This window comes from Candidatus Endomicrobiellum agilis (assembly GCF_020328115.1).
GTDB classification, from domain to species: Bacteria; Elusimicrobiota; Endomicrobiia; order Endomicrobiales; family Endomicrobiaceae; genus Endomicrobiellum; species Endomicrobiellum agilis.
Window position 1 is genome coordinate 1 of the sequence record NZ_JAIXMW010000008.1, and the last position, 26276, is coordinate 26276.

Sequence of the window (26276 nt, forward strand, 5' to 3'; positions counted from 1 at the left end):
TCCGCGTCCGGAGGAAGCGCTTTCAGATGGTCCGCAAAGTTTGCTGCCTGAACAGTTTAGGAGTTTGATGAAAGAGTTAGACCCGATTGCGAAAGCAGTGGGAAGGGAATTATTAGATTGAAGACGAGAGTGAGCATAATAGGATTAGGACAGATAGGCGGTTCTTTAGGCTTGGCTTTGAAGAAAAGTTCAAGATATTTAAAGAACCGCTATCTTATAACAGGCATAGGGAGAAAGAAAAGTACTTTAGACGCTGCTCTTAAAATTAAAGCTGTAGACGAAGTGTCTTTGTCTCTGCAGACGGCAAGAAATGCCGATATTGTTGTTATATGCACGCCGGTGGATACAATAGTGCCTTTGTATAAACAATTGTCAAAAATAGTCTGTAAAAGTACAATAATTACCGATGCCGGAAGCGTAAAATGTTCTATTGAAGAAGAAATTAAGGATTTACTTAAAAAAAGCAAAGGTGTTCCTTTTGTCGGATCTCACCCCATGGCGGGACGGGAAAAAAACGGAATATTTTCAGCGGAAGCAGATATGTTCAAAGGAGCAAACGTTATTATTACAGGCGCGGTGAGACAATCTGCAAAAGAAGAATCGCTTATATCTCAAATGTGGAAAGATGCTGGAGCAAATATAGTCAATATGCCAGCCAAAAAGCACGACGAACTTGTTGCTTTTACAAGTCATTTTCCACATGTTATAGCTTTTTTATTAAATAAAATTTATAAAAAGATAAAGAAAAAAAAACCACAGATTGATGTGCTTACAGCGGGTTCTTTTAAAAGCATGACGAGAGTCGCAGTCTCAAGCGCGGATATGTGGGCGCCAATTTTTGCAGCGAATAGCAAAAATGTTGAAAAGTACTTAAATGAATTTATAAAGGAACTTAATGTTTTTAAACAAAGTCTAAAAGATAAGCGGAAAGTCAGAAGAGAGATTTTAAAAACGCAGAAATAATGCGAAGCATTGTTTTCCAAGTGTCTCAGCTTTGTTGTGTGCAAGAACAGCGCGGAAATTCATTTTGTTGTTATCATTAAAAAGGTAAGGTAAATGGGTTACATAAGAGTAAGATTTGCACCGTCTCCAACCGGCGATTTACATATCGGAGGAGTGCGTACGGCTCTGTTTAACTGGCTTTTTGCAAAAAATAAAGGCGGAAAATTTATTTTGAGAATTGAAGATACGGACGAAGCCCGCTCGACTGAGGAGTCCGCAAAAATTATTTTAGATGCTATGAAATGGCTTGAACTTAACTGGGACGAGGGACCGGGCAGCGAAAATCCGAAATATTCTCCGTATTGCCAGATAGAACGCAAAAAGCAAGGCGTATATCAGAAATACGCGGACGAACTCGTTGCGAAAGGACTTGCATATCCTTGTTATTGCGTTCCGGAAGAAGTTGACGATATGAGGAAAAAAGCGCGCGCGAACAAACTTCCTCCGAAATATGACGGCAGATGTAGTCGTCTTACGACAGAACAGAGAAAGCAAAAGGAAAGTGAGGGGAAAAAGGCTGTTGTAAGATTTAAAATGCCTAGCTTGGGAACCACTGTTTTGAACGACCTTATAAAAGGCAGAGTTGAATTTGACAATTCTCTTCTCGACGATTTTGTGATAATGAAAACAAGCGGTATACCTACGTATAATTTTGCATGCGTTGTTGACGACTATCTTATGGAAATAACTCATGTTTTAAGAGGCGACGACCATATTTCAAATACTCCGCGCCAGATACATATTTATAATGCTTTGGACTGGAAAGTGCCGGAATTTGCGCATATGTCTATGATTTTGGGTCCTGATGGAGTAAGACTCTCAAAAAGGCACGGACATACGTCTGTTTTGGAATATAGAAAAGAAGGATATTTACAAGAAGCGGTAATAAATTATCTTGCATTACTAGGATGGTCTACAGAAGATAGTCGGCAAGTTTTTAAAATAGAAGAGTTAAAACAAGAATTTTCTATAGAAAGGTGCGGAATAAGCCCGTCTATTTTTGATCCGGTAAAACTGTTGTGGCTTAACGGCGAAAAAATCCGTTCAAAATCGCCGCAGCAGGTGTACGAATTGTTTATTGACTGGCTGAAATGTACAGATAATGAAAAATTGGCAGAAGGTTGGGATGTCGAGCTGCTAAAAAAAGCTTTAGTTTTAGAACGCGATAAAATAAAATTATTGAAAGATATTCCATCTCTTGTTGATTTCTTTTTTACAAAAGAGGTAGATTACAGAGAGGAAGCGGTGAGAAAAATATTGCTTTCCGAGAAATCAAAAGATAGCGCAAAACTTGTTTTAATCGAAAGCGCGGTAAGATTGCCAAATCAACATGATTTTTCAGCTGAATCTTTGGAGCATTATGCAAGAAATTTAGCTGTAGAAAAAAATATTAAAGTCGGACAGGTATTTCACCCCATAAGAGTTGCAGTCTCAGGAAGAACACAAGGACCTGGTTTATTCCAAATGATGGAAGTTATGGGAAAAGAGGAAGTCGTTAGAAGAATAAATGTTGCGATAAATAAATTTTTCCAGCAATAATATTGATTGTTTTAATGACAATTTTTGATGCGCGTGGACTATATGCGTATGAAAAGAAAATTTACAATGGCGCGCTAGCGAGCATTGTTAAACGCATGGTAAAATTTCTTTGCTTTGAGATTCTAAGAATATTGAAAAAACAAAATATATAAAATTTCTTAAAACTGATGGTACATTATCTATAGTATCTAGTTTGAATAGAAATATAAAGTTAAAACTTCACTTTCCACAAATCGCTTTGTTTTTATGGAGATAAAATGTTAGAAAAAGAAAATTTAGATGTTAACCCGCATTTATTTAATCTTATAACCATGTTTGCTTCTTCGGCATGGTGCCAGCTCGGCAAAATGCAGAATCCAGTTGACGGTAAAATAAAAAAAGATTTGCAGGGAGCGCAAGTGACTATTGATATGCTTCTTATGCTTCGCAATAAGACTAAAGGCAATTTAACTAAAAAAGAAGAAGAGATATTAACTTCGACGATTTCTGATTTGCAAATCAATTATGCCGATGAAGCTGCAAAACAAATTGTCTGTTGACATAAAAAGGAAAGAAAAAAATGTAAAAACAACCGAAATATTTGGCATTTAAAATAATTTAAAAAAACAAAAAAGAAATATATGTGAATATATATTATTTGCGGTAAGCTACCAACCAAAAAGAAGATAATCAAGAAAGAAGATAGTGCATATAATAGATGCGTTTAAAAATAATTTTGAAAGCTGTGAGACTAAGTCGGCAGAGTCTGGAGTCTTTTCAAATTATTAAAAAATTGAATTTAAAAGAGAGAGTCAAAAGGAATAAAAAAACCAACGGCTGACGAACTGATAAAAATACCCTTATTTGTTCTTTGACAAAGGAAAAAAACAAAGGTATTACAGGCGATGCCATAGCCATAGACAACCAATTTGTTAAACAAGTCGCTTAGCGCGCCAACAGCGCATTCTTTCGTTTTAGCCCTTCGAACAGGACAAATCTTCGAACGCAGCTCTATCTTTTATGCCAGTTTTTGCAGTATTTGATAAATCTTTTTATAATCTCTCTTCTTTTTTTTATTTTCAGGTTCTTCCCCGACGAACATTTTTCTAAGATATAATAGCGAAGCAGCTCTGAGAACATCGCCTTCGCCGAGAATGACAACAACGCTTTTATATAATGAGTGTTTGGTAAATTGGTCTTTACCAAGAGAATAGGTAATGCCACTGCTCTATTCGGTTATTTTCAACGTCCTCGCCTAGCTCGTGGTAGTTTAATATTGACAAGCATTTTGTGTCTTTAATTATTTTGAGCTTGCTTTCGAATCGTCGATTCGGTTGAAAGAATTTGGGAAATGTAGTACAATTTTTGAGAAAAGACAGATTTTATTGGTGGGCGGATGGCGGAACAGGCAGACGCACAGGACTTAAAATCCTGAGACTCGCAAGAGTCGTGAGGGTTCGATTCCCTCTCTGCCCATTTTTTTTGTTTAAAAGCGAATTTGAACCGGGATAATAGTTAGTCCAGACGTATAACAAAGTTGAATGTTAAAGATAAAAAGGGATACAGATAAGGGAAATAATAATTATATAAAATGTCTTATTAATTTTTTGCCAATTACTTTCTAAAAGAAGTTTTATCAAAAGGAAAAACAGGGCTTTTTAATTCTGGATTTTTCTATATATTTTTAATATTTTTGTGTTATAGTTCACTATCAGCCTGAAATATCGCTGCTTTATTTCCTGTGAGTCGAAGTCTGTCGCAGTGTAATTCGTCCCTATTGCATTATTTGTGTGTTTGCCTTAAACGATTGATGTCCTGCCGGGAATTAATGGGATCCGGATTATTGGGAAATCAAGAAAATATGATTATAATGAATAAAATATCTCGGAATAAAAAAATACAAAGAGTGGAATTCCTATACTAAAGCCGCATTTCAACGGTACCAGAAAGAAAAGACATTGAAAAAAGAGATAATAGTTAACATGGCGTTTGAAGAATCAAAAGTTGCCGTACTTGAAGATGGCAGACTTTTTGATTTATTTATTGAAAGAAGAGAATCTAAGAAGATATTGAACAATATTTATAAAGGTAAAGTGCAAAATGTTGTACCTGCGCTGAATTCGGCATTTGTAGATATAGGTTTTGGTAAAAACGCATATCTTGATATTGGCGATATAGTGAGTGCGCAACATGATGAGAAAAATGTTGAAAAGATGATTAAATCTGGACAGAACGTTATGGTTCAGGTTTATAAAGAACCAATACACAACAAAGGTCCTAAAGTGACGATGGATATTTCTCTTCCGGGAAGACTTTTGGTGTATATGCCTTTCGGCAATGGCACAGGCGTGTCAAGGAACATTGGAGATAAAAAGGAATATGACAGATTAAAAAGTATAGTTACAAAACTCAAAAAAGATATTGCTGGCGGCATAATAGTAAGGACTGAAGCGGAAGAAGCCACAAAAACGGAAATTAAAAATGAAATAATATATTTAACAAGGCTTTGGGCGTCTATACTGGAGAGATTTAACGATGCAGAGTCAATGAATCTTATACATAAAGACTTGGACATCGTTTTTCAAACCGTGAGGGATTATTTTTCATGCGATGTCATGTCTATGTATATAGATTCGCAAAAAACACTCAAAGACGTTACAGATTTTGTTGAAGTAATATCGCCTGAACTTCTCGACAAAATTATTCTTTACGGCGGTGAGATTCCGATATTTAAAGCATATGGTATCGAAGAGGAAATAAAAGGACTTAATTCAAACAAAGTAAAACTTTCTTCCGGCGGTTATCTTATAATACAAGAAGCAGAATCTCTTTGCGCCATAGATGTCAACAGCGGAAAATTTATGGCAGAATCTACTCAGGAAGGTACTGCAGTTCTTACAAATCTTGAAGCTGCGCAAGAAGTTGCAAGGCAATTGAGGATTAGAAATATTGGCGGTATAATCGTTATTGATTTTATAGATATGAAAAAAGCTTCAAATCGGCAGAAAGTTTTGGAAACGCTCCGCGAAGCCACGAAAGGCGATAAGGCTAAAATAAAAATATGGCCTATAACAAAGCTTGGTCTTATAGAAATGACGAGAGAGAGAAAAAGGAAATCGTTGTTTTCTCTACTTGGCGATACTTGTCCCGTGTGTCACGGGCTTGGTCTCGTTCTTTCAAAAGAATCTATTTTTACTAATATCTGTTATGAAATAAAACAATTGAAAATCGATGGTTACGACGGTAAGATAAAAATAAAATTGAATCCCAATGTAGTTGGATATTTCAAGGAAAGAGAAGCGAGACTTAGAAGATTGTTCAATGTTGAATTTGATATCATATCAAGTGCGGAAATGCTGCACGGAGATTATACTATTGTATTTGAATAATTAAAATCCTTCTTCTGTGCTTAAATCCTGTACTTTATAGTCTGGAGCAACTTGGTTGCAGTATCGCGTCGGTGCGGTTCCTTTTATGAACGCTTCCAAGAATGCCTCGGATGTTTTACTTAGAGCAAGAAGTCCTGTGGACGGATCGATTAAAACCCATTCGATATTTTCAGGCTGACTGAAATCTAATACCGGTTTTCCGTCGAGAGCTCCTTTCATGAACTGCGTCCAGACGGGGCATGCAATTGCTCCTCCCGTAGCTTTTTCGCCAAGCGATATTGAACGATCATCGTAACCTATCCATACTCCGGCGGCAAGCTGCGGAGTATATCCTATAAACCATGCATCGCTCGAATCGTTTGTTGTGCCGGTTTTTCCAGCGCATGGTCTTCTTAAGTTTTTTGCGTACCCGCCACTTCCTTTTTCTACAACACCCTTAAGCATATTGGTTATAATAAAGCAGTCCTGAGGGGAAAGAACTTCTTTCTGCTGGGGAATGTTCTGCTCTAAAATTTTTCCGTTTCGGTCAGTTACTTTTGTTATAATATAAGGGGTGGTTTTAATGCCGCCTGAGGCGAAAGTTGCAAAAGCCGAGACCATTTCCTGTAAAGTTACATCGCTTGATCCCAAAGCGAGAGAAAAAGAATTTGCAAGCGGCGTTGTTATTCCTAAGTTTCTTGCAACCTGTATAACTTTTGCGGGAGTTATATGCATGATTATCTCGACAGCACAGATATTGATAGACAAAGCGAGCGCCGTTCTTAGAGTTACGGGACCTCTGTATTTTTTATTGTAATTTATAGGCGCCCAAATTTTATTTGTGTTGATTAAATCTTTTTCAGACGCGGTTTCTGCAATAGTTTCAAGCGTCGTTATGTCTCTTGAAACTAAATCCCACGAGTTTCCTTTGCGGACAAAAACCATAGGCTTGTCATTGAGAACTGTTGCAGGCGTAAATCCTGCTTCAATCGCTGCAAGATATACGATGGGTTTAAAAGAAGAGCCGGGCTGACGTTTCGCTTGAATTGCTCTATTAAACTGAGATTCTTTAAAATTACGTCCGCCGACCATTGCTCTTATTGCGCCGTTTTTCGGATCTATGGCTATTAATGCACCCTGCACTTTTACGGGTTCTTGCTTTGCTTTTTCAAAAACTCCTGATTTGTTTTTGTCAAAGTTTGCAAGCGCTTCTCCAATTGTTTTTTCGGCAGCTGCTTGCGCTTGCATATCAATAGTTGTATAAATTGAAAGTCCGCCTTTAAATAAAGCGTTTGTTCCATATTTTGGTTCAAGCGCTACTCTTAAGAATTCTAAAAAATAATGTCCCATGTTTTCTTTAAGAGCATTTTCTTTTGCCGGCAGTGCGGTCAAGCGCGCTTCTTCTTCCTGTTCTTTTGTAATATAGCCCAACTTTCTCATTCTTGATAAAACAAGATTTCTTCTTGCGAGAGAAGCTTCTTTATTTTTAAACGGATTGTAATAATTTGGGGATTTTGGGATTGCGGCAAGCGTTGCACATTCGGCGAGATTTAAGTCCTGTGCGTTTTTATTGAAGTATATTCTTGCCGCCGCCTGAACTCCGTAAGCTCCGCTGCCAAAATATATTTGGTTTATATAGAATTGTAAAATTTCGTGTTTTGAATAATTTTTTTCAAGCTGTATCGTTAAAAAAGCTTCTTTAATTTTTCTGATTAACGTTTTTTCGCAGGTTAAGAATATGGTTTTTGCAAGCTGCTGCGTTATTGTCGAACCGCCTTCTGCAAGTTTCATTTTCAGCAGTATTCTTGAGAAAGCGCGCATAATTCCTTTCACGGAAATTCCCCAATGCTTGAAAAAATTGTTGTCTTCAATGGCTATAAAAGCATTTTGGAGATTGACCGGTATTTTGTTTATCGGTATAAAAATACGTCTTTCGGTAAAAAGTTCGGCTATCAGATTGTTGTCTTTGTCATAGATTTTAGTTGACAAGTTGGGGGTATAGTCTTCAAGTTGTTTTATAGACGGTAGATTATTTATAAAATTTGCCGTAATTTTGCCGACTGCAATTATTAAAAGAGCAGTGGTAGTCGCAAGTGTAAGAAAAGTGAAAAAAGAATTTTTTTTTAGCTTCTTTTGTCTCATAACTGTTAATTGTACTCTAAAATGGAAACTATGTCAAAATAACATATTTTAAAACAGATTAAAATCGATAAAATCTGCTGCAGATAGATTTTGCCATCGCTCTAAAATCAATTCGAGGTTGGCAGCTAAAGCTTTCCAAACCTCGATTAATAATTCCTAAATTTATATTATCTTTTTCTTATAAGTAAGATTGTTGAGTTTCTTTTCCTGTTTTAACAGATAAAATCTGAAACGGCATAGTATATTTTTTGAAAGTTTACAGATTTTACAAATATGGTCTTTTTCTTCTAATGATATATAGGATTATAGACAATATATTTTTGTTTTTTTGTGCCTTTTAACGATATGGTTTATTTTTTGCTTTTAAATATTAAATTTAGTAAAATTCTTCATAAATCGTTGATTTTTTGTTTTGGGAAAATTTTTATATGCGAGTAATTCGTCTAGGTTTGGTCTTAAGCTGATGATATAGGTCAACAGCGGAAAATTACTTGGATATGTGCTGAAAAATAAGGAAATGGCAGGAATAACGGCGGTAGTTGGGATATTTAAAATGGAAAAACAAGCTGAAGTCTGTCTGTTATCGTGGGAAAATCAGTGTATTTTTGCAGTTTTTATGGCATTCCTATCGTTATATGTAGTTGCGGGCTTATGATAAAAAAATTAGCACAAGCAGTATGCAGAAAAAGGAATCGTGCGGACTTGGACTTTCTATGGACGTCGATGCGGACAGATTTGGAATCATAGATTCTAACGGAACTTTTATAACTCCAAATCAGGTTATACCTATCTTGCTGTATCATTTAAATAGAACGAGAGGTTGGACGGGGATTGCGGGTAAGAAGCATTATGACAAGCCATCTTTTGGACAGACTTGCCGCAAAGATAGGCGTTGAAATTGAGGAAACTCCGGTAGGGTTTAAATACATTGGAGACGCCATGGTAAATAACCGCGATAATTTTGTGATTGGTGGCGAAGAATCCGGAGGACTTACTATAAGAGGGCATGTTCCTGAAAAAGATGAAATTCTGGCGTGTCTCTTGATGGCGGAAGCTGTTGCAATAAGCAAAAAATCCGTGACGAGTTTGCTTAGAGACATTAAAAAACTGACTGGTGAAGCTTTAACCTCAAGACTTAATTTTTATTTGCCACCAAAGACTATGGACATTTTTAGAAATGCTCTAAAAACAAAACCTCCGAAAAGTATTGCCGGCATGAGAATTCAAAAAAACATAACTATTGACGGATATAAATTTACTTTAGACGATAATACATGGATAGGCTTCAGATTGTCAGGTACGGAATCCGCGATAAGAGTATATGCGGAAGCCGGTTCAGAGACAAAACTCAGTAAACTTTTAAAAACAGGAAGGGATTTCATTTATGGAAGATGAAAAACAGATTAAAAAAAATTTAAAAGAGCGAATCAACGTTTTAATTAAAACGTATTTGATGACGGGCTTAATTGTTATCATTCCGCTCTGGTTAACATTCACTATAGTAAAAATTCTTTTTAAATGGACGAGCAGTTTTGCTTTTCCCGTCGTTAACTCTCTTGTTGCCGACGCGTATTGGGTGCATATTATAGCAAGAATTTCAAGTTTTTTTATTTCGATCATAAGTATAGTTATTCTTGGATTTGTCACAAACAGGGTTTTCGGAAAGACTGCTTTAAATTCAATAGAAAAGCTTATTAAAAAGTTGCCTATTTTGGGAACAGTTCATTCCGCGGCAAAGCAATTTATAAATTTTATATTCGGCAAAGATAGCGCCGAAAAGTTTAAAAAAATTATTTTTGTGCCTTATCCGAATAAAGAGACTTATAGCGTTGCTTTTTTAACGGGTGAACAGATGGTTAAAGGAAAAAAATATATCTGCGCTTTTATGCCTACAACGCCGAATCCCACGTCGGGTTTTTTGCTGTTATTTGAAGAAAAGGCAATAATCTATACCGACTATACGGTGGAACAGGCATTCCAGTTTATTATTTCGGTCGGAGTGATAAAGATGGATAGAAGCGATAAGAAAATAGAACTCAACGAAGAAATAAAGGGAATTAAGAATGAATTATAAAGCCCCGCGCGGGACGCACGATATTTTTGGAGCAAACGCTTTGGCTATGAGTTTACTAGAGCAGCAAGCAAGAGTGATTTTTAAAAAGCACGGATTTGAAGAGATTAGAACTCCGGCGTTTGAAGACGCCGCTCTTTTTATGCGCTCGATAGGACAGACGACTGATATTGTGGAAAAAGAAATGTACATTTTTGAAGATAGAAAGAGCAGAAAACTTGCGTTGCGCCCTGAGGGAACTGCTTCTTTGGTAAGAGCTTTTATCGAGAACAGGTTGGATATTTCAATGCCTGCGGGCAGATTTTTTTATATAGGAGAAATGTTTCGCTATGAGAGACCTCAGACGGGAAGATATAGACAGTTTCATCAAGTAGGCGCTGAATTTCTAGGCAATCCATCGCCCGCCGCCGATGCGGAAATTATTATACTTGCGCAAGATTTGCTTTTTTCTGTCGGCATAAAAGAAATGGACGTGCGTGTGAATTCTCTAGGTTGTGAAAAATGTAGGTATCTTTTTAGGGAGGCGTTAGTTAAATATTTTTGTTCTGTGCGGGATTTGTGCGAAGATTGTATAAGAAGGCTTGAAAAAAATCCTTTAAGAGTTCTTGACTGCAAAACGGATTCTCATAAGTTTACTGGAGTGCCTCGTATATCGGACTATCTATGCGATTATTGTAAAGATAGTTTTAATTTAGTGCTGTCCCTGCTTGAAAGCGCCGGATGCAATTATACCGCTGACGAAAAACTTGTGAGAGGATTGGATTACTATACGAGAACTGTTTTTGAAATCCGTTCAGATGCCGTCGGTTCGCAGGACGCTCTTGTCGCGGGAGGGAGATACGATAATCTTGTTGGAGAGCTTGGAGGACAAAATACTCCTGCGGTTGGATTTGCTTTGGGTTCTGAAAGAGTTTTGCTTGCTGCTCGAAATACAGGATTCTTCGACAGTTTTCAAGAATCCGAAAAAATCTTTATAGCTATTGCCGATCAAGAACTTTTTAACGAAGCTTTTTCTTTTGCGGTAAAAATGATAAGAAACGGATCAAAAAGCGGTAAAGATATTTCCGTTTTCGGTCCTGTAAACGGTAAAAGTTTAACAAGTCAGCTGAAATTTGCAGATAAGATAAAAGCCGTCAAGACGATAGTTTTTGCCAAGACTGAATTTGAAAACGGTAAATTTTTAGTGAAAAATATGAAAGACAAAACTCAAGTAGAAGTTCTCATAGACGAGCTTTAAGGAATAAAATAAAAGACGGCAGGAGCAATTTTTTATTCCCGCCGTTTTTTTAGTATCTTTTTCTTGAAGTTTCCTTTCCAATTGCAACCTAACCTATAGAACTTATTATGTCTTCGCACATATCAATCAGGTCTCTGGGAGGCTCTTCAAACCTATCGCATAACCGCCTTATTAACGACTGTGCGGAAATGTAGATGTTGCGTGTTTCCTTTAAAATATCTTCTGTAACGCTCTCAACGTTTTCAGGCATTCTATTCTCCTATTAGTTAGGTCTCAAGCTTATAAACATATGTACCATACTTCTTATTATCACAACACAATTCATAAACAAGTATTTTACTATCAATTTTCTTATTCCATATATCAGCCCAAAAATAGCGTTTAATTTTCCTTTTAGCAAGATACCAAGTATAAGAAATGTCACTTCTGTGACAAATGCAACAATGTTCATAATCTTCATAGTCAGCTTGGTTAAAATTAAGAGTGATATCACCTGCAGGCTCAGGCTTAGGAGTAATAACTTTTATAGGTTTGAAATATCTAAACACATCATAACCGACAACAATAGCCAGAGCCAGAGCAACAGCATAACCGACAGAATTCAAAGTCCAATATAAAACTGAATTACTTACGTTAATCGTGGGAAACAACCAATACCAAGAAAGCTGAGAGGAAGACACATCACTATCAGACAAAGACTGAGGCTCAGGTATTGGAACGGGAGTATTTGAAGGTTCAGGAGCGGGAGTGTTTGAAGGCTCAGAAGCGGAAGCATTTGAAGTATCTGACGTCAGCGAATGCGTCGGAACGACTTCGCTTCCTTTGTCCTCAGCAACAGCATTCGCAGGTCTTCCATGACTAAGCAGCTTACCACAGCCAGACATCAGGCATATACATAAACATACAGATATTATTTTTTTCATTTTCATATTGCACTTTTAAAATGTCTTCTGTAACGCTCTCAACGTTTTCGGGCATTCCAAGCTCCTATATTGCTAGGTCACAGGCTCAGGTCTATAAAGATAAGAATAATCAATCCCGTACTTTTCTACCTTGTCTTCTTCAACACAATTCGTAAAAATAGGTATTCCTTTAACCTCTTCTCCTGTCTCTATATCCCGATAAAAATTGCGAAAAAGTCCCCTATCAAAAATATACCAACTATAAAAACTAATACACTCACGAATCAAATAACAAACTCTATAACCTTGCGACTTAATTTCTTCAAAAGGAACGACAAGATACTCATCACTCATCGTATAATCTTCAATAGTCACGAATTTAGGACTTAAAAGTCTAGACAAATACCAGAAACACAAAAAAAGAGCAACAACACAAAGACCAATCTTTATAACTGAGCTACCTGTATCAGCACTATCAGACGGCTGAACAGACTTACTCGGCTCAGGTGTTGGAATGAGAGTATTTGAAGGTTCAGGAGCGGAAGCATTTTGAGACTGTGGTACAGGAGCGGAAGCGTTTAAGGACTGCGGTGCATGGCTGACGTTGTCAGCCGTTCTATTACAGCCAGATATTAGGACTGCGATTAAGAACAGCGATATTACTTTTTTCATTTTGTTTTTGTATGATATATCTGAAATAGAAACCAACTTTCAAAAAGGAAAAAAGTTGTTTATTCTTTCTCTTTTTTGTGGATTGATTTTATTTCGTGTTTACCCAATTAACGGAGTTAGTCAGGCTGGGCGCCTGATTGCTCCGTTTACTTTTTCTGCATAACTTTTATATAATAACACTTGCATTCTAATGCCTCTACTTTGTTTTTTCATCATTCAGTCAGCGGAGTAGTCCTTAAACGGATTACTCCGTTTTCTTTTGTGCTTATAATTATTCTCTTTGTGTTATCTATCTTGGAATAGTATGCACTTTGGACAACTCGGAAATCTGTCAATCACGGGCAATCCCTTTACAGGATTGCCCTGTTTCATGCGATTTCCGTTATCATCGTTTATTAACTTTCTTGAAGTTTCTTCGCATTAATTTCACCTAAGGCACTCGCTGAGGTTCCTGTGTTAGTAGCTACGCTCTGCAGATGTCCATTCGCTGCAGTGAAACCATTTCCGACAGCAGTTGTAAGTTGCTCTACTGCTGCTTTCACGGCATTAATGGCGTCGTTAGTAGCTGTCATGTTCATCGTTATGGTCGGCGTCTGTTGCTGGTACGCTTGTCCTATTAGCGGAATATGTGTCATTATACAAGTAGCCAGCGGAGCAAACAGTTTATAAGCCACTAATACAATCCCTAACGCTGCGACATACTCTGCCACTGTCCTTATTGAGCTTTTTGCTTCTACGTTAATCGTAGCACCTCTAAAAGAGTTATTAACTGCGGGAGGCTGAGCATTGACAGTAACGGACGGAACAGGCACATCGTTTTTAACGTTTACTATAGCAGAACGTGCTTCCTCGCCATTTTGTGCGGACTGTTTACCACAGCCTGAGATTAAGACTATACATAACAATAACGACAATACTTTTTTCATACCTATCCTATCCTATCCTATCCTATCCTATCCTATCCTATCCTATCCTATCCTATGCGGACAGACAAGATACAGATGTATTTTTACAACTTTATAAGTGTCGCCGAATTCGGCAGTCTGAGGACTGCCTTTCGGCTTAGTTTCATGGTTAGTCAGATTTGAGATATCTTACTTTTTTGAGTTGCTGTTGCAACTCCTGCATAAGCATATCAAGTATAGCTTATGCGGTTTTTTTGAGACTTTGTTGCTATCTTTACATAAGTGGTGTCTTGTTTGCTATCCATATGATAGCATATTTGACATAATTACACTTTAACATTATATCACGCACGCGTGTTTTGTGTTTTAGTGTGCAATAAGCGTCAACAGTAGTCATCACGAACATTGCTACCGCACGATTTTCGTCGTTTTGTGAAGCCAAAATTAACGGCTATTTTGGCTTTTGTTTATTAAACAATCAATCAAACCAGAAAGCTCAACTTTTGAACGATGATTATTATCGCCGAACAATTTATTAATTGCTTTAATTTTAGCTTCTTTACTCTCGGCAACTGCAATCATTTGCTTATTTAAATAATCTTCCTGTTCAGCCAGCGTTTTAAAAGTTTTTAATTTTTCAGGCGTAACATAAAGATTATAAAGCTGACAAAATCTGCCTTTTTTCCTTCTTTTATAGTGTTCTTCGGATAATATTTTTTTGTGATAATAATCGGGATACGGAATATTAACATGCTTACCTTTATCTAAACTAAGCAACTCAGTCGGAATATAAATTGTGCAAGCGCCGTGCTTGACAATCTCATCAGCGTGTTTCACAGCGTAACTATATCCAAGCCTTGTCCTGCTGCCGGCTTGGTTGAATGCCGGTACTCGTCCAGCGGGTTGAACAACATCTAATCCAAAATTACTCGGTGCAAAATACTTCCTGCACAACACGAACGTTTAATTATTCTCGAATTACAGATAAAATCCTATCCTTTCAAAGCAGTCTCTAATCTATCAATGCCGGTTTTAATATTTTCGATGGAAGTTGCGTAAGAAAGTCTTATATATCCGTCCGCTCCGAAAGCCGATCCTGGGACGACTGCAATTTTAGCTACATCAAGCAGATAATCCGCAAGTTCAATATCCGTGCTGATGTTTTTTCCGTTAAAACTTTTTCCTAAAAACGCTTTGATGTTTGGGAAAACATAAAATGCGCCTTCAGGTTTTCTGCATTCAACGCCTTTTACTGCATTAAGTCTTTCAAGTATGTAATTCCTTCGTTTTTCAAATTCTTTTCTCATAAATTCAACGTATTGCTGCGTGCCGTTTAACGCTTCTACAGCAGCTTTGATTGAAATTGACGAAGCGTTTGAAGTTGATTGACTTTGCGTTTTTGTCATTGCCGAAATAATGTTTTTGGATCCTGCTGCATAACCTATCCTCCAGCCCGTCATTGAATAGGCTTTTGAAACCCCGTTTATTACGATAGTAGATTCTTTTGCTTCAGGAGAAACTTCTGCAATAGACGTAAATTTAAAATTGTCATATACAAGTTTTTCATATATGTCGTCTGAAATTATGAGGATTTTGTTTTTTACGCATACTTGCGCGATTGCCTTAAGTTCGTCAACAGCGTATGTGACACCGGTAGGATTTGACGGAGAATTGACTATAATGGCTTTTGTCTTCGATGTCAAAACTTTTTCTATATTTTCCGGAATTATTTTGAAATTCGTCTTGTCGCTTGTATTGATTATTACAGGTTTGCCGCCTGCAAGAATAACTATATCGGTATAAGAAACCCAGTAAGGAGCGGGGATTATGACTTCGTCGCCATCGTCGATTACCGATTGGATAAGATTGTAAATAGAATGTTTTGCGCCGCTTGAAACTATAATTTCATCAGGGGCATATGCGAGTCCGTTATCTCTTTTAAGCTTGTTTATAATTGCGTTTTTTAATTCGGGTGTTCCAGCGACGGGACAGTATTTTGTAAAACCGGCGTTTATTGCGGTAATTGCCGCTTCTTTTATATTTGCGGGCGTATCAAAATCCGGCTCGCCTACGCCAAAATTTATAACGTCGACGCCCTGCTGTTTAAGAGCTTTTGCCTTTGCGTCTATTGCCAGCGTCGGAGACGGCTTAATTGACAGCACTCTTTTTGAAATACACATTATGCTCCTCCGTTATTTGCAAAAAAGCAGTCTTTACGCCGCAATTTGTTGTCTGCTTTAGTTTGACAAATTTTTTTGATTTTTATAAATTATATAGATTATTAAGGAGTATGTCAAATGTATGCAATTATTAAAACCGGCGGAAAACAGTATAAAGTAGAAAAAGGCGACAATTTAGTAGTGGAGAAACTTAAAGAAGCGGGAACAGGTCAGGAAGTCGTTCTCAATGAAGTTCTTTTGCTTGCTGAAGGCGAAAAAGTAACAATTGGAAAACCCGTAATTGAAGGTGCGAATGTAATAGCGAAAGTTATCTCACAAAAAAGATCTCCTAAGGTTCTGGTATTTAAAAGAAAACCGAAAAAGGGATATAAAAAACTTCAAGGACATCGTCAGTACGTAACAGAATTGGAAATCACAGAGATTAATGCTTAGGCAATTTATCAGGAGATAGTAAAATGGCACATGTCAAAGCACAGGGTTCATCTACCAACGGACGCGATTCAAATGGTCAAAGACTAGGTGTAAAAATATACGGAGACCAAAAAGCCTCTGCAGGCGCGATTATAGTTCGCCAGAGGGGAACAAAGTATCATCCTGGCGTAAATGTAGGGATGGGAAAAGACAACACCATTTTTGCAAAAGTCGCAGGAACGGTTAAGTTTATTAGAAAGTCTAGCAACAGATGTTATATAAATATTGAACAGTAAAAATCAGGAGTATATTGGTCAATGTTTATAGATAAAGTCAGCGTTTCTCTCATGGCCGGACGCGGCGGCGACGGTTGTATTTCTTTTAGGAGAGAAAAATATGTTCCTTATGGCGGACCGGACGGCGGTAACGGCGGTAAGGGCGGCGATATCTACTTTGAAGGCGATCCACACAAAGCAACTCTTTTAGATTTATCCTACCGACCAAAATTTAAATCAGAAGATGGACATAAAGGTTTGTCAAGCGGGAAGTTTGGCAGATACGGCGAGGATTTAATAATAAAAATTCCTTTGGGGACTCTGGTTTTTAAAAACGGAGAATGCTTTGCGGATTTAAAAACTGCAGGCGAAAGAATTTTAATTGTTAAAGGCGGCAGGGGCGGCAGAGGAAATGCTTCCTTTAAAACGGGAAAATATACGGCTCCCAGAATAGCAGAAAAAGGCGCTCCGGGAGAAACCGCAGAGGTAAATCTCGAACTTCGTTTAATTGCAGACTTAGGGTTTTTAGGACTTCCCAATGCGGGAAAATCTACTCTCTTGTCACAAATTTCTGCTGCAAAACCTAAAATTGCAGATTATCCTTTTACGACATTGTCCCCTAATTTAGGCGTTGTTAACTATAAGGGCAAACATTTTGTAGCCGCTGATATTCCCGGCATAATTGAGGGCGCTCATAAGGGAAGAGGACTTGGATTTGAGTTTTTAAGGCATATAAGGCGTACGAAAGTTCTTATACATATAATAGACGTAAACGGTTTTGACGGCAACGACCTCTACAAAAATTATAAAACAATCAATGACGAATTAAAAAAATATTCAAAGTATCTTGCAAAAAAGCATATCATAACGGTTTTAAACAAAATTGATTTACCAGATTCCCAAAAACATATAAAAAAATTCAAAAGACATTTAAAGACTAAAAAATTATTTGAAATTTCCGCAGTGACGCGCGTCGGCGTTGACAAACTGCTTAAAGAGATAGTAAAAATGCTTGAAAAGCCGATTGCTTTTAATCCTGAAGAAGAAATAGAAACCGTGCCTGTAAAAAAATATGTTTACGAACCTGAGTTTAAGGTCAGTGTTGAAGACGGCGTTTTTGTGGCTACGGGTGCTAAAATTGAAACGCTTACGGAAATGACGAAATTCAGCGAAGACGAAGCGTTGAGGCGTTACCAAAACATACTTAAAAAAATGGGTTTAGAAATTGAACTTGAAAAGATGGGCGCTAAGCCCGGCGATACCGTGAGAATCGGCGGTTTTGAATTTACTTTTGAAAAATAAATTGATAAAAATGCCAAAATCTAAAATGACGACGCTGTCTTTTTTCTGCCTCAAAGAGCGGAAGAGCAAAGTCGGAGCGGGAGATGAACTCTGGATAGAGAAGAAAAAGCGGTCATATCTGAACTTAGTTTAAGACTGTTTAAAGAGCGGACTCTGTCGGCGGATTGCCTTTCAATACATTTAGGGTGATGCTTTTTCTCATTCCTTTTCTCTCAAGGTCGCTATTTACCGCGTAAATGTGTAAATCGTACTAAGACCGCCGTTAGCCGTAAGGATGTAGATGGTTCATACGACTTTTAGCGGCGGCGTTTGAAACCGTCGCAAATTGTTTTCCTAGACGGGGCGAGTTTCTCATTTCCGAATTTATAACGGATATTACAATTGGTCCGGAGGTTTGAAGTGACAGTTAATATAGATGAATTGAACAAAAAAATAGTGCAAGATAGTGTTTTTGTTTCAAAACTTTTAAGTGAAATTTCAAACATTCTTGTCGGGCAGAAATACATTTTAGAAAGAATGCTCATAGGTCTTCTTTCAAATGGACATATTCTGTTAGAAGGTCTTCCCGGTCTTGCAAAAACGCTTGCTGTAAAGAGTTTAGCGGCTGCAATACAAGCGGACTATAAAAGAATACAGTTTACTCCCGACCTGCTACCTGCCGATATTGTCGGAACTTTAATTTATAATCCTCAGAAAAGTGATTTTGCTGTAAAAAAAGGTCCTGTTTTTGCAAATATAGTTCTTGCGGATGAAATCAATCGTGCGTCCGCAAAGGTACAAAGCGCATTGCTCGAAGCCATGCAGGAAAAACATGTTACAATCGGCGATACTACGCACGAGCTTCCAACGCCCTTTTTAGTTATGGCGACGCAAAATCCTATAGAACAGGAGGGAACGTATCCGCTTCCTGAAGCACAGGTTGACAGATTTATGCTTAAACTTAAGGTTTCTTATCCAGATAAGTCCAGCGAGAAAATTATTTTGGAGAGAATGACGCGTGCCTTGCCAAAAGTGAGTTCCGTAATTAGTTTGGGCGATATTCAAAAAGCGAAAAATTTAATAGAACATATCTATGTTGACGATAAAGTAAAAAATTATATAGTTGATATTGTTTTTGCTTCCAGAAATCCTGAAGAATATGGACTTAAAGATTTAAAAAATCTTATTGCTTACGGTGCATCTCCCAGAGCTACTATCAATTTAGCTCTTGCGTCAAAAGCTTATGCCTTTCTTCAAGGTAGAGGGTATGTTATACCGGAAGATATAAAGGCAATCGGACGCGACGTTTTGAGGCATAGAATTTTAATTACCTATGAAGCGGAAGCCGATTCTGTCAGTTCAGATGATATAGTTGAGAAAATATTTGACGGTGTCGAGGTCCCTTGAATGGCAATTTAGAATTTGAAATGATAGTTTCGGGACGGAAGGCAACAATATATTGCGGATCATGTCCGCTATGAAGTTAAAACAAGTTTATTAATGTAAGCTTAATTGCGAACTGCAATGCATCGTTGTTTTTAATTCCGTTCTCGACTATTTTTAGGTGTGTGTTAATGACAGCAGATGTTTTGGATCGTTATGTATCGGATAAGGATATATTAAAGAAGCAAGTACGGCGACTTGAAATAAAGTCGAACAAGCTTGTAAGTGAAATATTCGCTGGAGAGTATCAAAGTGTTTTTAAAGGGCAGGGAATAGAATTTGCCGAAGTCAGGGAATATCAAATCGGCGATGATTTTAGAAGTATTGACCGCAATGTTACAGCTCGCTATGGCAAACCTTATATAAAACTTTTTTCGGAAGAAAGAGAACTTACCATAATTTTCCTTATAGATATTTCGTCATCACAGTGTTTTGGCAGCGCAGACAAATTAAAATCTGAAATTGCCGCCGGAGTGGTGGCTCTTTTGGCGTTTGCTTCTTTAAAAAATAACGACAGGGTTGGAATGCTTTCTTTTACCGATAAAGTTGAGAAAATTATCACGCCTCGTAAAAGTAGAAACAACGTTTTGAGAATCATAGATGAAGTACTCGATTCAAATCCATCTGGCACAAAAACTTCGATATCGTCAGCATTGAAAACAATAAATGAAATATGGCGCAGAAGAGCGGTTATTTTCCTCATTTCAGATTTTCAGGACGAAAACTATGAGAAAGATTTGGCAATAACTGCAAAAAGGCACGATTTGATATGCGTGAGAATAGAAGATGACAGAGAAAACGACTTACCGTCAGTGGGTTTAGTTGAAATGAAAGATCCGGAAATAAAAGAAATGATAACAATTGATACTTCTGCTATGTCCGAATCGTTTAAACGGAAAAGCAAATCTTTTAAAAAGAAAACTGACAGAATATTTCAAAAAGCGAAAGTTAGTGTCATAAATTTGAATACAGACGGGACTTATATAAAACCGCTTATAAGATTTTTTAAAGAAAGAGAGAGACGAATACGTCGGATATAGTCATTTCGGAAAACCTTTGATTTTCGTAACAATATACAACTTTTTGATGCACTAAAGGCATAATAAAAATGTGTAAACATTTTAAATATATTATTGTTAATGTTTTGTTTATTCTCTGTATTTATGTGTCCTTGCACGCGCAGGAAAGAATAAACGTTTCATTAGATAAAAATAAGGTTTTTATCGGCGATATAGTAAAATTTACCATAAAAGTACAACTACCGCAAAATGCCCAGATAAGTGCAGCGCAAAACTTTGATTTTGCCGACTTTGATATTATAAGCTCAGATATCAATCGCGTATCCGATGCGGAAAATGTTTACGAATTAAAATTTAATATCGCGGCGTATAAAACCGGAACTCTTACGTTAAATCGACTGGCGGTTTTTTACATAAATTCTGACGGAACTGACAATTTGTTTTTTACGCCTGAAGCGCGGATTGAAGTTATAAGTATTGTCGGAAACGAGACAGTACAAGATATAAAAGATATAAAAGCTTTAAAAAAGTTAAAAGTTAAACCCATATATATTTTTTTAACGATTATTGCGTTAGTATTGCTTATCATTTGCGCCATATTCGTTGCAAAAGCCGTTGCGGGACTCATAAGGAAGCCAAAACGGCTTGAAATTGACTCTAAAACCAGAGCATTAGACGCCTTAAGCAATTTATATAAAAACAGAAACGGCGTAAGCGCAAGGATTTTCTATTATAAAATGTCTGAAATTTTAAGGACTTATGCGTCTGAACGGTACAATTTTAACGCTATGAGAATGACGACGTCGGAATTTTTCGGCAAAGTTAAGACTTTTATTCCTGAAGAGATAAATGTTGAGTTTGAAAATTATTTGAAAACATTTAATTTGGCGAGATATGCCAATTTTACGCCGAGTAAAATTGAAATAGAGAACAATTGTAATTTTACAAAAAAACTTTTGGAGTTATTATGAGATTTGCAAGTCCTATATATCTTTTAATATTTTTTCCAACGCTTGTGTTTGCGTATGTGTATATTAATATTACAAAGAAAAACTCTTTTAACTCTCATATCAGTTTTCCACGTGTAAGTTTACTTAAAAATGGTGACACGGGATTTAAAATAGTACTTTTGAATATCTTGAAGATTTTAAGATATGTTCCGCTGATTTTAATTATCGTCGCGCTTGCGAGACCGCAAGTTGGGAAAACTTTTGAACAGTCAAGCGATCAAGGTATCGATATTATGATAGCGCTCGATACTTCAACGAGTATGTGTTCTCTTGATTTTAGACCATTAAATAGAATGGAAGTCGCAAAAAAAGTTACGCAGGATTTTGTTAAAGAAAGAAAATATGACAGGATAGGGCTTGTAATTTTTTCAGGGCTTGCTTTTACGCAGTGTCCGCTTACGACTGACAAAGGTTCTCTTGCCGAATTTATAAAAAATATAAATATCGGAGACACTGGACTTGATGGTACGGCGATAGGTTCTGCCATAATGACTTCCGTCAATAGATTAAAAGACAGTCAGGCTAAAAGTAAGATTATAATTCTTGTTACCGACGGCAATAACAATGCGGGCGAAATTGATCCAGTAACCGCTTCAGGAATAGCTCAAAGCTATGATATAAAAATTTATGCCGTAGGAGTGGGAAGCCCTGAGGGCGCGATTTATGAGATAGACGATCCGTTTTTTGGTAAAAGAAAAGTTAGATATACGCAAGATGCGATTAATGAAAATGTTTTAAAAGAAATAACGCGTAATACCGGCGGCGAGTACTTCATGGCGCGAGATGCAAAGTCTTTTGAAAACACAATGAAACAGATAGATAAGCTGGAAAAATACGAGATTGAAGTCGTGCAGTTTACTAATTACAGCGAGCTGTATAAATATTTTTTGATTCCAGCTTTTATTTTGCTACTGCTCATAATTATTTTAGAGAACGCTTATTTGAGGAAACTTCCTTGATGGCAAAATGGAAAATTGATGACAGAATAAACGGCAAAGATCAGAAAGCGACATACTGAGAGAGTGAAGTTCTTGAAATATCCGGACTTATAGAGAATTTTTAGAAGCTTCTATCTGTCTAGAAATGACAGGCAGGAAAAACGGAAGGAAAGAAATATGTTTGCGGATAAAATTTATTTATTGCTTCTTTTGTTAATACCGGCGTTAGCGGTTTTCCTTTACATTGCATTTGAAAAAAGAAAAACTGCATTGAGGCTCTTGATATCGCGAATAAATATACCAACGCTTGTGGTCGTTAATTTAAAAGCTTATGCGATAAAGCACGTTTTGTTTCTTATCGGTCTTTTTTTTATTATTCTCGCGATGGCGCGTCCGCAGTATGGAAAAAAAGTGGAAACAGTAGTTAAAGAATCTTCTGAAATAATTATAGCTTTGGACATTTCAAGAAGTATGCTTGCCGAAGATTTAAAACCAAATAGGCTTGAAAAAGCGAAGATGATGATTTTAGAGATTGTTGAGAAAAACCCTGGCGAAAAAATTGGTATTATCGTTTTTTCTGGGACAGCGATGTGGCAATGTCCTATGACTTATGATTTGCAGGCGTTAAAAATGTTTCTACAAAACGTTGAAACAGACAATCTTCCTTTGGGCGGTACGAGAATAAGCGATGCGGTTGCGCTTGCTTCAAAAGCGGTAAGTAGCAGAGCTGCAGGTGGCGGGATAATGTTTCTGATAAGTGACGGCGAAAATCGCGACCCAAAAATAAAAGAAGCTATGTGTACGGCAAAAGAAGCGGGCTTAAAAATTATTTCTGTTGGAATAGGAACACATGAAGGCGCTCCTATTCCAATTAGGGACGAAACGGGCGTGGCAAGAGATTATGTAAAAGACAAAAGCGGGAAAATAGTTATGAGTAGATTAGATTCTGTTTTATTGAAAACTGTTGCCGAAGAAACAGGCGGAAGATATTTTAATGTCTCAGATGAAGACAATTATCCACTGCTTTTAAAAACTATTCGCAATTTGGATAAAAACAACAGCGAAGTCAGCGAAAGAAACAATAAAATTGACAGGTTTCAAACATTTTTGCTTCTTGGTTTGATCGCGCTGTTTGCGGAACTTTTCTTTCCGCTGAGGCGTAAGATATGAAACTGAAAATATTTTTATTAGCTTTATCGACGACTTTGCTAATTTTTCTTTTGATTTTTTCGCATAAGGATATAAAAGGGAACAATAAAGCCGTTAAGTGTTTTAATGACGGAAATTTTAAAGCCGCCTCTGAAAATTTTAACAGAGAACTTGAAAAATTACCAAGTAACTACGACATATTAAACAATGCCGCGGGAGCAGAATATAAACTGGGTAAATTTGATGAAGCGCAAACGAAATATAACAGTGTGTTAAATTCTTTAGATGCCGGCGATGATGAAAAATTTACAGCTTTATACGGCTTAGGAAATATAGAGTACAGTAAAAATGATTTTGAGAAAGCTGTTAATTTATATAAAAAATCGTTAAAATTAAACCCCGGCGATAAAGATGCAAAATATAATCTTGAAGCAGCGCTATTGAAGCTAAATGAAAAAGACAACAGACAAAATAATAGTAAGAGTAACAGACAGAAAGATGATTGGCGGAAAAAGCAAAGCCGCGGAGAGGAAGGACAAAACGACAGCGGTCAGCGGCAGAACAATGAAGAACAGAATTTGAAGAGACAAGTGGAGCAGAATGATAAATCCCAAAAAGAAAACGAGAAAAAGCAGCGAGAATTAGATAAACAAAAGGGGCAGAGCGCTGGAAGACAGAATTCTCAAGGCAAAGATGAAATTCAAAAACAGCAGAAATCACGGGAAGACATAGAGAAAGAAAAGCAGGAAATAAACGGTAAAATAAAAGCATTAAAAAAAGCAGGACTGACTGGAGATAAAGCGCCTAATGGAAATATATCTCGAGAAGATAAAAGGAATATGTCTGAGGCAATGTTTTTGAATTACTATGACGAAGCCGACAAAAAAGCCGGTAAGTTAAGAGGTAAAAATAAAAAATTAGCATTAAATCAACCTCAAGAGGATTGGTAAAATGTTTAAGAAAATATTGTTGCTTGCCGCATTGCTTTTTTCATCTGTTACGGCATATGCCGATGCCGTTTATTTTGAGGCGTCTGTAAATAAAAGAACCGTGTCGTTAAACGAGTCTTTTGTATATTCGATTACAGTAAATGGAGGGGGCGCAAATCTTCCGGAGCATAAAATGGACGCTTTGCCGGATTTCAATAGATTTGGAAAGTCTACTTCGCAGAGTATATCTGTAATCAACGGCAAGACAAGCGTTAGCGTAACGCACAGCTATACTTTAGCTCCAAAAAGAATAGGGAAATTTACAATACAGCCTGCCGAAATAGCGTTTAATGGTAAAACATATCTGACGGAAAGCATAGAAATTGAAGTTATCCCGACTCAAAGCGTTCAGAATATTCCTGTCGGCAATAGTCAACAGCAGCCGTTGCAAAATACATCGGGAAAAGCTTTTGTAAAAGCTTCTGTAGATAAGAAAACCGCTTATGAAAATGAGAAGCTGGTTTATAAGTTCAGTTTTTATACAAATGTTGATCTAGCATCAAACCCTGAATATTATCCGCCGGATTTTTCAGGTTTTTGGAACGACGGTTCAAAACTTAAAAGTCATTTTGAGGTTGTGGACGGTTTAAATTATCGCGTCGACGAAATGGAAACAGTTTTATACCCTGTCGGAACTGGAATAAAGACAATTTTACCTGCGAAATTAAAAGTATCTGTTATGGATTTTTCAGCATCTTCCATCACGGATGATTTTTTTAATTTTTTTGCAGATATGAAAAACGGACAAACTAAAGTTTTAGAAACCAATGCAATAGAAATAAAAGTTATCCCCGTACCTCAGGGAGGTAAACCATCTGATTTTTCGGGGGCTATAGGCGATTTTAAAATTAAAGCTTCTATTGATAAAAAGGACGTTAATACGAACGAACCTGTAACTTTGACCGTGATTGTAAGCGGCAGCGGAAATATGAAAAGCGTAAGTAATATAAACTTTGGCGTTTATGACAGCTTTAAGAAGTATGATACTATAATCGCGAATACTTCCGGTAATTCAAAAAAGTTTAAAACGATATTTATTCCACTTATGCCGGGCGAAAAGGAAATACCCGCGGTAAGTCTTTCTTTCTTTAATCCCGTAAAGAAACAATATGAAACCATAAAAACGACTCCGCAAAAAATTACCGTAAGTGGCATGGCTGTATATCCTAAAGAGAATGTCGAAGATAAATCAAAGATAAACATGGTGCGTAAAGACATAAACTGCAATAAGCATATAAAAACTCTTGAAATGTACAAAGGACATCTTATAGAAAAACCTGCATTCTATTTAATATTTGCTCCTTTTATTATATTGCTTGTTTTGAGTGCGTGTTATAAAATGTATGTAGATAAAATATCCAGGAATCCATTAAAAAAATTAAAAGTTTCTCATTTTGCTGGAATACAGAAACTTATAAAAAAAGCCGAAGTTGAAATTTCCGAAAACAATTTTGAAGTCGCAATGAATTTAGTTTATAAAGCTTTGATTGAAATCATAAATATTGAGACTAGCGTAGTATCGGATAATTTACAGAGAGACAAGATAGCGTATAATTTGCGGGTGAAAGGTGCGAATGATGAAAAAATTGCGGAAATAATAAACATGTTGGAGAGGTTTGACTTTTATAAGTTTGCTTCTGTAAATTTAGACAAAGATTCCGCGAACGCATTATTAAATGATGTTAAAACTCTGACTCTAAATTTAAAAAAATGAGAAAGGTGAAAACATTTGCAAAAAAAGCTATAAATTAAATATAGATAATT

26 protein-coding genes and 1 tRNA gene are annotated in these 26276 nt (G+C 36.8%); 20 read left to right on the plus strand and 7 right to left on the minus strand.

Features of this window, described 5'->3' with window-relative positions; all coding sequences use genetic code 11:
* Positions 1–129 precede the first annotated feature (129 nt).
* From LE179_RS05415 to LE179_RS05435, 5 genes are all read left to right on the plus strand, one after another.
* Complete coding sequence (locus LE179_RS05415) at positions 130–963, plus strand: prephenate dehydrogenase (RefSeq protein ID WP_374129359.1); 834 nt, start codon at positions 130–132, stop codon at positions 961–963.
* Positions 964–1056: 93 nt separating this feature from the next.
* A complete protein-coding gene (gene gltX, locus LE179_RS05420; protein WP_374129360.1) occupies positions 1057–2541 on the plus strand; it encodes a glutamate--tRNA ligase in 1485 nt (494 codons plus the stop codon).
* Positions 2542–2798: 257 nt separating this feature from the next.
* Positions 2799–3080: a DUF1844 domain-containing protein gene (locus tag LE179_RS05425; RefSeq protein WP_374129361.1), complete on the plus strand. Its 282-nt coding sequence runs from the start codon at positions 2799–2801 to the stop codon at positions 3078–3080.
* 830 nt (positions 3081–3910) lie between these two features.
* Positions 3911–3996: transfer RNA gene (locus LE179_RS05430), tRNA-Leu, on the plus strand.
* A gap of 482 nt (positions 3997–4478) precedes the next feature.
* A complete protein-coding gene (locus LE179_RS05435; protein ID WP_374129362.1) occupies positions 4479–5909 on the plus strand; it encodes an Rne/Rng family ribonuclease in 1431 nt (476 codons plus the stop codon).
* Here LE179_RS05435 and LE179_RS05440 read toward each other — a convergent pair whose 3' ends face one another.
* A complete protein-coding gene (locus tag LE179_RS05440) occupies positions 5910–8030 on the minus strand; it encodes a penicillin-binding protein 1A (RefSeq protein ID WP_374129363.1) in 2121 nt (706 codons plus the stop codon).
* Positions 8031–8547: 517 nt separating this feature from the next.
* Between LE179_RS05440 and LE179_RS05445 the strand changes: the two genes are divergently transcribed.
* From LE179_RS05445 to hisS, 5 genes are read left to right on the plus strand one after another with little or no spacing between them, the layout of a single operon-like run.
* A complete protein-coding gene (locus tag LE179_RS05445; RefSeq protein WP_374129364.1) occupies positions 8548–8685 on the plus strand; it encodes a hypothetical protein in 138 nt (45 codons plus the stop codon).
* A 22-nt stretch (positions 8686–8707) separates the two neighbouring features.
* Positions 8708–8926 carry a hypothetical protein gene (locus tag LE179_RS05450; protein WP_374129365.1) on the plus strand — a complete coding sequence of 73 codons (219 nt, stop codon included), beginning with the start codon at positions 8708–8710 and terminating at the stop codon, positions 8924–8926.
* Positions 8880–9425 (plus strand): hypothetical protein, encoded by a 546-nt coding sequence (locus LE179_RS05455; RefSeq protein ID WP_374129366.1) that lies wholly within the window; start codon positions 8880–8882, stop codon positions 9423–9425. Before LE179_RS05450 ends, LE179_RS05455 begins: the two co-directional genes overlap by 47 nt.
* Complete coding sequence (locus LE179_RS05460) at positions 9415–10104, plus strand: DUF502 domain-containing protein (RefSeq protein WP_374129367.1); 690 nt, start codon at positions 9415–9417, stop codon at positions 10102–10104. Before LE179_RS05455 ends, LE179_RS05460 begins: the two co-directional genes overlap by 11 nt.
* Positions 10094–11338, plus strand: a complete 1245-nt coding sequence (gene hisS / locus LE179_RS05465) for a histidine--tRNA ligase (RefSeq protein ID WP_374129368.1) — start codon at positions 10094–10096, stop codon at positions 11336–11338. Before LE179_RS05460 ends, hisS begins: the two co-directional genes overlap by 11 nt.
* Positions 11339–11426: 88 nt before the next feature.
* On the opposite strand, the gene LE179_RS05470 is transcribed toward hisS, so the two are convergent.
* The 6 genes from LE179_RS05470 to LE179_RS05495 form a co-directional block, all read right to left on the minus strand.
* Complete coding sequence (locus LE179_RS05470) at positions 11427–11588, minus strand: hypothetical protein (protein ID WP_374129369.1); 162 nt, start codon at positions 11586–11588, stop codon at positions 11427–11429.
* A 16-nt stretch (positions 11589–11604) separates the two neighbouring features.
* The gene (locus LE179_RS05475; protein ID WP_374129370.1) at positions 11605–12261 is read right to left on the minus strand and encodes a hypothetical protein; all 657 of its coding nucleotides are present in this window, start codon (positions 12259–12261) and stop codon (positions 11605–11607) included.
* Between the two features lie 72 nt (positions 12262–12333).
* The gene (locus LE179_RS05480) at positions 12334–12912 is read right to left on the minus strand and encodes a hypothetical protein (RefSeq protein ID WP_374129371.1); all 579 of its coding nucleotides are present in this window, start codon (positions 12910–12912) and stop codon (positions 12334–12336) included.
* Positions 12913–13307: 395 nt separating this feature from the next.
* Positions 13308–13838, minus strand: coding sequence for a hypothetical protein (locus LE179_RS05485; RefSeq protein WP_374129372.1), 531 nt, complete (start codon positions 13836–13838; stop codon positions 13308–13310).
* 423 nt (positions 13839–14261) lie between these two features.
* Complete coding sequence (locus tag LE179_RS05490; RefSeq protein ID WP_374129373.1) at positions 14262–14774, minus strand: hypothetical protein; 513 nt, start codon at positions 14772–14774, stop codon at positions 14262–14264.
* A gap of 35 nt (positions 14775–14809) precedes the next feature.
* Positions 14810–15997 carry a pyridoxal phosphate-dependent aminotransferase gene (locus tag LE179_RS05495; protein ID WP_374129374.1) on the minus strand — a complete coding sequence of 396 codons (1188 nt, stop codon included), beginning with the start codon at positions 15995–15997 and terminating at the stop codon, positions 14810–14812.
* Positions 15998–16114: 117 nt separating this feature from the next.
* Here LE179_RS05495 and rplU point away from each other — a divergent pair, with 117 nt between their 5' ends.
* The 10 genes from rplU (at position 16115) to LE179_RS05545 (ending at position 26226) form a co-directional block, all read left to right on the plus strand.
* Positions 16115–16429 (plus strand): 50S ribosomal protein L21, encoded by a 315-nt coding sequence (gene rplU, locus LE179_RS05500; RefSeq protein WP_374129375.1) that lies wholly within the window; start codon positions 16115–16117, stop codon positions 16427–16429.
* Positions 16430–16452: 23 nt separating this feature from the next.
* Positions 16453–16704 carry a 50S ribosomal protein L27 gene (gene rpmA / locus LE179_RS05505; protein WP_374129376.1) on the plus strand — a complete coding sequence of 84 codons (252 nt, stop codon included), beginning with the start codon at positions 16453–16455 and terminating at the stop codon, positions 16702–16704.
* Between the two features lie 21 nt (positions 16705–16725).
* The gene (obgE, locus tag LE179_RS05510) at positions 16726–17985 is read left to right on the plus strand and encodes a GTPase ObgE (RefSeq protein WP_374129377.1); all 1260 of its coding nucleotides are present in this window, start codon (positions 16726–16728) and stop codon (positions 17983–17985) included.
* Positions 17986–18384: 399 nt separating this feature from the next.
* Complete coding sequence (locus LE179_RS05515) at positions 18385–19371, plus strand: AAA family ATPase (RefSeq protein ID WP_374129378.1); 987 nt, start codon at positions 18385–18387, stop codon at positions 19369–19371.
* Positions 19372–19538: 167 nt separating this feature from the next.
* Positions 19539–20447, plus strand: coding sequence for a DUF58 domain-containing protein (locus tag LE179_RS05520; RefSeq protein ID WP_374129379.1), 909 nt, complete (start codon positions 19539–19541; stop codon positions 20445–20447).
* A 68-nt stretch (positions 20448–20515) separates the two neighbouring features.
* Positions 20516–21397 (plus strand): hypothetical protein, encoded by an 882-nt coding sequence (locus LE179_RS05525; RefSeq protein ID WP_374129380.1) that lies wholly within the window; start codon positions 20516–20518, stop codon positions 21395–21397.
* Positions 21394–22395 carry a VWA domain-containing protein gene (locus tag LE179_RS05530; protein WP_374129381.1) on the plus strand — a complete coding sequence of 334 codons (1002 nt, stop codon included), beginning with the start codon at positions 21394–21396 and terminating at the stop codon, positions 22393–22395. Before LE179_RS05525 ends, LE179_RS05530 begins: the two co-directional genes overlap by 4 nt.
* A gap of 156 nt (positions 22396–22551) precedes the next feature.
* Positions 22552–23544 carry a VWA domain-containing protein gene (locus LE179_RS05535; RefSeq protein ID WP_374129382.1) on the plus strand — a complete coding sequence of 331 codons (993 nt, stop codon included), beginning with the start codon at positions 22552–22554 and terminating at the stop codon, positions 23542–23544.
* Entirely contained in the window at positions 23541–24473 is a 933-nt protein-coding gene (locus LE179_RS05540; protein ID WP_374129383.1) for a tetratricopeptide repeat protein, read from the plus strand. Before LE179_RS05535 ends, LE179_RS05540 begins: the two co-directional genes overlap by 4 nt.
* A 1-nt stretch (position 24474) precedes the next feature.
* A complete protein-coding gene (locus tag LE179_RS05545; protein ID WP_374129384.1) occupies positions 24475–26226 on the plus strand; it encodes a BatD family protein in 1752 nt (583 codons plus the stop codon).
* Positions 26227–26276: the final 50 nt, after the last annotated feature.

What these genes read in the sequence shown, in the direction of transcription:
- LE179_RS05455 (WP_374129366.1), top strand. Translation starts at nt 8,880, where the DNA reads ATGACAAGCCATCTTTTGGACAGACTTGCCGCAAAGATAGGCGTTGAA.
- gltX (WP_374129360.1), top strand. Translation starts at nt 1,057, where the DNA reads ATGGGTTACATAAGAGTAAGATTTGCACCGTCTCCAACCGGCGATTTA.
- LE179_RS05450 (WP_374129365.1), top strand. Translation starts at nt 8,708, where the DNA reads ATGCAGAAAAAGGAATCGTGCGGACTTGGACTTTCTATGGACGTCGAT.
- LE179_RS05495 (WP_374129374.1), bottom strand. Translation starts at nt 15,997, where the DNA reads ATGTGTATTTCAAAAAGAGTGCTGTCAATTAAGCCGTCTCCGACGCTG.
- LE179_RS05460 (WP_374129367.1), top strand. Translation starts at nt 9,415, where the DNA reads ATGGAAGATGAAAAACAGATTAAAAAAAATTTAAAAGAGCGAATCAAC.
- LE179_RS05440 (WP_374129363.1), bottom strand. Translation starts at nt 8,030, where the DNA reads ATGAGACAAAAGAAGCTAAAAAAAAATTCTTTTTTCACTTTTCTTACA.
- LE179_RS05525 (WP_374129380.1), top strand. Translation starts at nt 20,516, where the DNA reads ATGTGTAAACATTTTAAATATATTATTGTTAATGTTTTGTTTATTCTC.
- LE179_RS05425 (WP_374129361.1), top strand. Translation starts at nt 2,799, where the DNA reads ATGTTAGAAAAAGAAAATTTAGATGTTAACCCGCATTTATTTAATCTT.
- rplU (WP_374129375.1), top strand. Translation starts at nt 16,115, where the DNA reads ATGTATGCAATTATTAAAACCGGCGGAAAACAGTATAAAGTAGAAAAA.
- LE179_RS05545 (WP_374129384.1), top strand. Translation starts at nt 24,475, where the DNA reads ATGTTTAAGAAAATATTGTTGCTTGCCGCATTGCTTTTTTCATCTGTT.
- LE179_RS05520 (WP_374129379.1), top strand. Translation starts at nt 19,539, where the DNA reads ATGACAGCAGATGTTTTGGATCGTTATGTATCGGATAAGGATATATTA.
- LE179_RS05540 (WP_374129383.1), top strand. Translation starts at nt 23,541, where the DNA reads ATGAAACTGAAAATATTTTTATTAGCTTTATCGACGACTTTGCTAATT.
- LE179_RS05470 (WP_374129369.1), bottom strand. Translation starts at nt 11,588, where the DNA reads ATGCCTGAAAACGTTGAGAGCGTTACAGAAGATATTTTAAAGGAAACA.
- rpmA (WP_374129376.1), top strand. Translation starts at nt 16,453, where the DNA reads ATGGCACATGTCAAAGCACAGGGTTCATCTACCAACGGACGCGATTCA.
- LE179_RS05480 (WP_374129371.1), bottom strand. Translation starts at nt 12,912, where the DNA reads ATGAAAAAAGTAATATCGCTGTTCTTAATCGCAGTCCTAATATCTGGC.
- LE179_RS05445 (WP_374129364.1), top strand. Translation starts at nt 8,548, where the DNA reads ATGGCAGGAATAACGGCGGTAGTTGGGATATTTAAAATGGAAAAACAA.
- obgE (WP_374129377.1), top strand. Translation starts at nt 16,726, where the DNA reads ATGTTTATAGATAAAGTCAGCGTTTCTCTCATGGCCGGACGCGGCGGC.
- LE179_RS05485 (WP_374129372.1), bottom strand. Translation starts at nt 13,838, where the DNA reads ATGAAAAAAGTATTGTCGTTATTGTTATGTATAGTCTTAATCTCAGGC.
- LE179_RS05535 (WP_374129382.1), top strand. Translation starts at nt 22,552, where the DNA reads ATGTTTGCGGATAAAATTTATTTATTGCTTCTTTTGTTAATACCGGCG.
- LE179_RS05530 (WP_374129381.1), top strand. Translation starts at nt 21,394, where the DNA reads ATGAGATTTGCAAGTCCTATATATCTTTTAATATTTTTTCCAACGCTT.
- hisS (WP_374129368.1), top strand. Translation starts at nt 10,094, where the DNA reads ATGAATTATAAAGCCCCGCGCGGGACGCACGATATTTTTGGAGCAAAC.
- LE179_RS05475 (WP_374129370.1), bottom strand. Translation starts at nt 12,261, where the DNA reads ATGAAAAAAATAATATCTGTATGTTTATGTATATGCCTGATGTCTGGC.